Here is a 6,807-nt window from a genome sequence, read left to right as displayed (position 1 = left end):
TAACGCCAAATACAGTGCTTTCACGCACCATTAATACGTTAAGTAAGCAACATTCCACCCTACTATACTTTAACGATGCCAACTCCCCAAAATTAATGACATGAACCACTATGCTACAAGTCTTGAATTTTGGTATTTTCAGAAATCCAGTTGAGATAGGGTTGTGAACCTGCGACGATAGGAAGGGCAATTATTTCGGGTACTTCGTAGGAGTGTAGCTGACGAATTTTAGTTTCTAATGTGTCAAAGTGGCGCCTGTCGGTTTTTATCAATAACTGAAATTCAGCTTCGTTGTGAACTTGCTCAAGCCAAGTATAAATTGATTGAATCGGGAATATATTGACGCAAGCGGCAAGTTTTGATTCAACAAGCGCTTTTGCTATTGTTTCTGCTTCTTGTTGTGAACTCGTCGTCACTAATACTACGCAATAATCCATCAGTATAAAGTCTCGTATTTTACCATTAATGACCTAACAAAACAATGAGGGCGAGCATGTTGCTGACCCTCATGGTAGCCTGGTTAGTAGAGGTGTAGTTCATTGTTCATAGTCCATAAATGTGTGACTAATGACTAATGATTAATCGCTACACAGAAGATAATGAGTAAACCTGACCGTCGATCAACAAGCGGGTTATGCCTTTAGCCTGCAATTGATAGCGAGCTTTGTGCAACATTCTGCTGTCGGGAACTTTAATCACGCGGTCGCGTTTGGTTGAAAACCGTTTAGCAACTCTATGATTATCGAATATCGGTAGGGTACGCTGTTGAGTTTCAGGGTTGGGTATTTGCCCTAAATCTCCAAAGTCACGTAACGGACGTGTAATTAGTTCCGCTGCACGGTCTATAACCAGATAACAAGTTCTGGGTAAGCTCGCAGCAGATAGCGGCAAAACTCTAACCAAGCTCTCACCGCTACGTCGTGTAACTAATGGTCTGGGCGCCTCCCACTCATCATCGTCGTCATCATCTTCATCATCCAGGTCGTCCAAGTCATCCAACTCATCCTCGTGTTCGTCGAGCAGTTCTTCGCCAAACATTTCCGCGAAGGTATTTTGCGTTGCTTCTAATTGCATCGCTGTTGCATCTACTTGAGGTATGTCAAGAGCAATATCCTCGTCAAATACAGGATTTGCATAACTTGGTTTTGATGATTTTGACTCAAGCAACTCTAACTGTACGGGAGCAGGAACAACCGGATGGGGCGCCTCAAATTCGGCAGACGAACGTTTTTTACGAACTCGTCGAACTCCAAGACCCTCTTCGCTAGTTTCGGTTGTCTCTACAGTCTCAACCGCAACTGGCTCCGGTAGCTGTACCACAGGTTTAGGTTTACGAGTTGATGGTTTTTCAACTTCTACAGGTGGTTCAACAACGTCTGACTGCGAAGCAAATTCAGGTATGTTATCGTAACTTACTGTAGCTCTTCCTTCTGGTGTACGGGCAGCCCGTTTCAGGGAAACGAGATATTCGTATTCGTCTTCGGGTAAGGTACTCTTAAGTAAACGGCTAATCGTTGAGTTGCTAACGTCGTACTTCTCCGCTAAGGTTGAAGTTGTTTCAGCACTCTCGCGATAGCACTTAAGTATCTCTTGTTTGTCTGATTCTGTTAGTTTTCTCACGGTAGATACCTTTCAAGTAGCTCGTTTTTTTGAACGCTCACGCCGCGAACGGTTTAACGATGCGTCGTATTCTAAGACAGCACCCAGACCAAATAAAACTCCACTCCACACATAAAACACTTCTAGTATCCCTCCACTTTGGTAATCAGCTATCTTCGTTGTAGCGTATTTTTGCCACATATCTGCAATGTAAAGCGAAAATGCTGCGGCTGCAATCATTCGCCAAGATAAAGAAACACGTCCACCCCAAAATGCTAGCAGTAAAGCTGTCGCAATAATTAATAGCAGCACGTCACAGGTTACATAAAACCAGTTCAACAGCGGAGCTATTTGAACTGCCCAAGCTTCCACTTTTTCTTTTTCTGTACCTGATTGATTCGATATCAACCATGCCATAGCACTACCACACACAGCTATTGCCGCGATTATAATCCACTGCCAAGGTTCCAGTTTTATTCGTCTAGAGGCTACTGCTAAAACCATCGCGAGACTCACAACTACATAGGTAATCACAAAAAATATATCGCCAATCGAAGGAAATGGTTCTTGCTTCAAAACAATTTCTGTGTATCCAAAGAATATTCCTCCTATTAGGTAAGAAAGCATGCCTATCCCCATTAGTAGCCAAACATTACGACTGCTAACAATCTTTTGACTGCGCCAATTCCTTAAGCATAGAACACCTGCACCAAGATAAGCCCCTGCTTCAAAAATATTTGTACCAGCTATGTACCAATCGGCACGTTTTTCGGCACCACCTGCTTCAGGCACTTGGGCACTAAACAGCAGAAAGTACAAAAGCGCTAGCACACCCCAGCCTAAACTAGCTAATACTATATTCTGGGTTGAAAACAGCGTTGATGGATACGAATTCTTATAAGTGTTACTCATATTATTTAAACTGTGCTATGCACACTGTAGTTTTTTTGACCCAACGGTTTGATGAATGAACAAGCATATAATATGGCTTAAGACATTAATATACTCGCTTTACTCAAACTTCAGCCTAGGTAAAACTACCAGATACTATTGCCACAATTTATTTAAGGATGATTGATTTAGCCAGCTAATAAAAAACGAGCGGTCACCATCAGCCATGTCTTGCAACTTATCAACAACAGGATGAGCGAAGTTAGTGTTGCCAAAATATATTTTACCCAACCGATGCAGTTCTTGCAAAAAGCTGTTTACGTGATTTTCCTGCCAGCTTGGTAGTTGAGTTACTTGTAAAGGATTGACTTTCAGTAAATATTTTACCCCCTCCAATGAAGAAACTTGAGGATACTGCTTCTGTCTACACACCTCTGCTATATCTTTCTCAAACAACCCTGCTTGTCTTGCCCCAAGAAGTTCTTCAATATCAACATATAATGATTGTAGTAAAAAAATACTACTAATCAGCAAAACTGAAATCTTTGTATAATCTTCTGTATCATTACTGATTTGGTCTATGCGAACTTTTCCCCAAACACTGTAACGGTCTGGTTCTTCGAGTAGCACACACGCTTTACCACGATTATCCGTTAGTTCGCGCCACAGAGCTTTAGCTTCTTCTTCTTGATTTGCCCTAAAGACACTAATCAACCGAAAAGTTTGTGCTTGATAATAAAGAATGGGCACCTGAGTCTCCCGCTTTGGGTGCTGAATCGTTGATATCTCAACATCCTGCCGCTTTAAAATGAACATGATAACCGCTTCACTCCTGACAGGGGCATTGTTAATATCTTAAGATAAACCGCACGCTGAGTATTTCGCCAACAGCGTTTACCCTGCATCTTTAAAATGTATACTTATATACTTCATACAATGTTACCATAATTTTACCACTAAGATTTGTAAATTATTATTGCTTTCTTTGAATTTAGATGGTATACTAAAATCCGTAAGAAACTGGGCGCGTAACTCAGCTGGATAGAGTAACGGATTTCTAATCCGTCTGTCGCAGGTTCAAGCCCTGCCGCGCTCGCATTATTTATCATTGTAGCAAAAAATATTTACGTAATTTTGATTAGACGCAAGCCGTAAGTAGTTAATTAGACTCCAACTTATTATTGTCAAGGCGCCTCCAACAAGCAGCCACCATGAAGTCGATATTGGCATAGGATAATATCTAAACATATCGTTCATCGGAGTCCTAGTGATGGTTCGGTTAATCGTTATAGGTGTACTAGTAGTATTATTGAGCGGATGTAACGGCAACCCATTGACACCAACAAACGGTTTGGTGAAAAAAGCCATTGCAATTCAAATCGAACAAACACAGCAGCTACTTAGTAAACAATTAGACTTGAACGTTAAAGGATTTGAAATCAAGCATCTAGCAATTAAGCAGCTAAATTCCCAAAATATAAACAGCTTACATGCTTACCAAGTTCTTGGAACCTACGACTTGTCGTTAAAACTGGACAAGCGCGAACTTACCCAACCCAAAAAGCCTTTTGAAGTATACATGCAGCTACAAAAAGAGGGCAAAACCTGGCGCCTCCTACAACCACAGAAGCAAAGCAACGAAAGTGAGCCAATTTGGCGGAGCTATTTAATTGAACGTTGAACCAAAGCTGAAAACATTTGGAACAAACTTAAAATAGTTACGTCTTCCTAAATGATGCATTCATAAAATTTAATAACTAAAATTCAATAACTAAAGTTATTACAGTTATTACTACCATAGATTATAGAAATATTAGAAACTTTACTTTGCAACCTCGCGTCAAGAATTATAACTAGAAAAGTTGAGGAAACCAAAAATGAAAAGTCTTCGCCGTTGGAAGTCTAGTGCTGCCGCTATGATGGCAATGGCTATTACTACAGGTACTGTTGCCCCCATATTTATAATGTCACCAGCTTTTGCTCAGTCTCAGTACAGAATTGGGCAACGAATAAATGGTAGCAGCTTTAACCGTGATATTACCATTAGTAGAGGAGCGAGCATTCCAACTTCATATGACAAAGATAAAATTCTTGTAACCAAAGATGAAACTGTTGATGTCACTCTTACAGTACGTGACAATATTATTGATAACAGAAGAAACGTCTTAATTCCAAGCGGCAGTAAAATCAAAGGTAAAATTGAACCCGCTAACAGTTACTCACAAAAAGGCGCCCGGTTTGTCGCGCGTGAGATTGAGTTTCCTAATGGTCAGAAGCAAAGCATAAGCGCCGAATCTGATATAGTTACCCGTACAGAGAAGATTTCAAAAGGTGCCAATACAGGTCAAATTCTCACAGATGCTGCATACGGTGCAGGCGCCGGAGCTTTAATTGGACTGATTACAGGTAACAGAAAGATCGAAGTTGGTGAATTGTTAGCAGGTGGTGGTGCAGGCGCCTTAGCAAGCGTTCTACTTCGCCGTAACAACGCTGAACTAATATCGATAGATACAGAGAGAGACTTAACCTTAAGACTAACGAACGAATTGAGAATATCTCCTAACTACCGATAAATCAATATTCAATCGTGGCTTTTAAACATCCCATTCCAAGCGCGGTCGTACTTCAAAAAGACGACCGCTTAATTATTGGCGCCTGCTTCCACGGTCAAAAATCTTTCAAACAACCTGCAACTATTTTTTTTATACTGCGTCAATCAATACATCAGGCAAAAGAATTATACTTTTTATCTGAATCGCTATAACTAGTTCAAACTAACGTTTTCAATTGTATTAGATTTTGATAACTGGTTCATAGTACACACTTGATAATACAGCAAATTTAAAAAAATAACCGTTTGCACACAGCAATACAATTATTTGTATTGTTCTAATTCAAATGGCTAATTTCATGTATTTACTAGGTGCATGTGCAAGTATTTTGACTAATTAATTCAATAAATATACTGAAATAAATTAGTCAAAAAAGGAACTTCATACTCAAAAAAAAGTCAAAGCAACTAACAAATCAAAAAGCAAAAAGTGTCGGGGAGAAATAAAACAATGTCATACAGAAATCGTTTTTCATCGGGATTAGCAGCATTCATGGCGATGAGCGTTACCGCAGGAACAGTGGCGCCAATGATTGCATCAGCACCAGCCGTAGCTCAAACAGCAACCACATTTACTGACGTTCAATCTAATTATTGGGCATCACAATTCATTCAAGAATTAGGACAACGTGGAGTTATTGCAGGATTTCCTGATGGCTCATTCCGTCCAGAAGCTCCGGTAACGCGCGCTCAATTTGCAGCAATGCTCAACAAAGCGTTTCAGAAAAATCAAGTTCGTCAAGGCACTCAATTTACTGATGTACGCAGTAACTACTGGGCTTTGAGTGCGATTCAACAAGCTTACACCACAGGTTTCATGTCTGGGTATCCCGGAAATCGTTTCGGTCCAGAAGAACAAATTCCTCGTCAGCAAGTATTAGTTTCATTAGCAAACGGATTAGACTTCAACGCTCAAAACGTTGAAGGAACACTGCAATATTTTAATGATTCTACAAATATAGCTTCATACGCACGCGCACCAATTGCAGCAGCAACAGAAAATAGAATTGTAGTTAACTACCCTAACCTCAAGTTCCTTAACCCCGAACAAGTTGCAACCCGCGCGCAGGTAGCAGCATTTATTTATCAAGCATTAGTCAGCACAAACCAAGTTTCTGCAATTAACTCACCATATATAGTTGCACTTAATAACAATACAGAACAACCACCTATTGCTGTAGTAATTCCTCAAGGTACAGTTATCCCAGTTAAATACGACAAAGCAGAGAAAATTCTGTTGACTAAAGATGAAACGGCGCCTCTCACCTTGACTGTAGCTCAAAACGTAGTAACTGATAGAGGTAGAGTCGTTATCCCCGCAGGTAGTCAAGTTGTAGGCCAACTAAAACCAGTAAAAGGCAGCAAAGGTTCGCAATTTATTGCAGACAAGTTAGTCATGACTGGCGGTCAAGAATATAAAATCAACGCTCAATCAGAAGCTATCACCAAAACCCAAACAATTCAAAAGGGTGACCGTCTTGGTTCTGCACTCAAAAATGCAGCATTAGGCGCCGGAGCAGCAGCAGCAGTTTCTGCCGTCACAGGTGACCGTGCCATCGCAACAGAAGAAGTTCTTGGTGGTGCAGCTATCGGTGGTTTAATTGGCGCCTTCTTCGGTAAAAAGAGCGTAGATTTAATCGTCATCGATCCCGATACCGACTTACAAATGACAATTGGACAAAACTTGCAAATCTCTCTCAAATAAT

General features: G+C 40.6%; 8 protein-coding genes and 1 tRNA gene. 5 read left to right on the top strand and 4 right to left on the bottom strand.

Going from position 1 to position 6,807, the window contains the following annotated elements; translation table 11 throughout:
* Window positions 1–113: 113 nt before the first annotated feature.
* From cutA to AC2JBO_RS11775, 4 genes are all read right to left on the bottom strand, one after another.
* On the bottom strand, window positions 114–437 hold the full coding sequence (gene cutA, locus AC2JBO_RS11790; RefSeq protein ID WP_496953836.1) for a divalent-cation tolerance protein CutA: 324 nt from the start codon (window positions 435–437) through the stop codon (window positions 114–116).
* Window positions 438–585: 148 nt separating this feature from the next.
* Window positions 586–1,620 carry a transposase gene (locus AC2JBO_RS11785; protein WP_496953835.1) on the bottom strand — a complete coding sequence of 345 codons (1,035 nt, stop codon included), beginning with the start codon at window positions 1,618–1,620 and terminating at the stop codon, window positions 586–588.
* Window positions 1,621–1,632: 12 nt separating this feature from the next.
* Window positions 1,633–2,511: a hypothetical protein gene (locus tag AC2JBO_RS11780; protein WP_496953834.1), complete on the bottom strand. Its 879-nt coding sequence runs from the start codon at window positions 2,509–2,511 to the stop codon at window positions 1,633–1,635.
* Window positions 2,512–2,646: 135 nt separating this feature from the next.
* The gene (locus tag AC2JBO_RS11775; protein ID WP_496953833.1) at window positions 2,647–3,306 is read right to left on the bottom strand and encodes an Npun_F0813 family protein; all 660 of its coding nucleotides are present in this window, start codon (window positions 3,304–3,306) and stop codon (window positions 2,647–2,649) included.
* A 206-nt stretch (window positions 3,307–3,512) separates the two neighbouring features.
* Here AC2JBO_RS11775 and AC2JBO_RS11770 point away from each other — a divergent pair.
* The 5 genes from AC2JBO_RS11770 to AC2JBO_RS11750 all read left to right on the top strand — a co-directional run bounded on the left by AC2JBO_RS11770 (window position 3,513) and on the right by AC2JBO_RS11750 (window position 6,806).
* Window positions 3,513–3,586 (top strand) — tRNA-Arg (locus AC2JBO_RS11770).
* Between the two features lie 174 nt (window positions 3,587–3,760).
* Window positions 3,761–4,171 carry a hypothetical protein gene (locus AC2JBO_RS11765; RefSeq protein ID WP_496953832.1) on the top strand — a complete coding sequence of 137 codons (411 nt, stop codon included), beginning with the start codon at window positions 3,761–3,763 and terminating at the stop codon, window positions 4,169–4,171.
* Window positions 4,172–4,367: 196 nt separating this feature from the next.
* Window positions 4,368–5,063: a conjugal transfer protein TrbI gene (locus tag AC2JBO_RS11760; protein ID WP_496953831.1), complete on the top strand. Its 696-nt coding sequence runs from the start codon at window positions 4,368–4,370 to the stop codon at window positions 5,061–5,063.
* 14 nt (window positions 5,064–5,077) lie between these two features.
* Window positions 5,078–5,254 carry a hypothetical protein gene (locus AC2JBO_RS11755; RefSeq protein ID WP_496953830.1) on the top strand — a complete coding sequence of 59 codons (177 nt, stop codon included), beginning with the start codon at window positions 5,078–5,080 and terminating at the stop codon, window positions 5,252–5,254.
* A gap of 298 nt (window positions 5,255–5,552) precedes the next feature.
* Entirely contained in the window at window positions 5,553–6,806 is a 1,254-nt protein-coding gene (locus AC2JBO_RS11750; RefSeq protein ID WP_496953829.1) for an S-layer homology domain-containing protein, read from the top strand.
* Window position 6,807 lies beyond the last annotated feature (1 nt).

Source organism: Calothrix sp. CBUCES-K 9914 (genome assembly GCF_059640475.1).
Note: the sequence above shows the minus strand (reverse complement) of the source record. Positions and strands in the feature narration are given on the sequence as shown.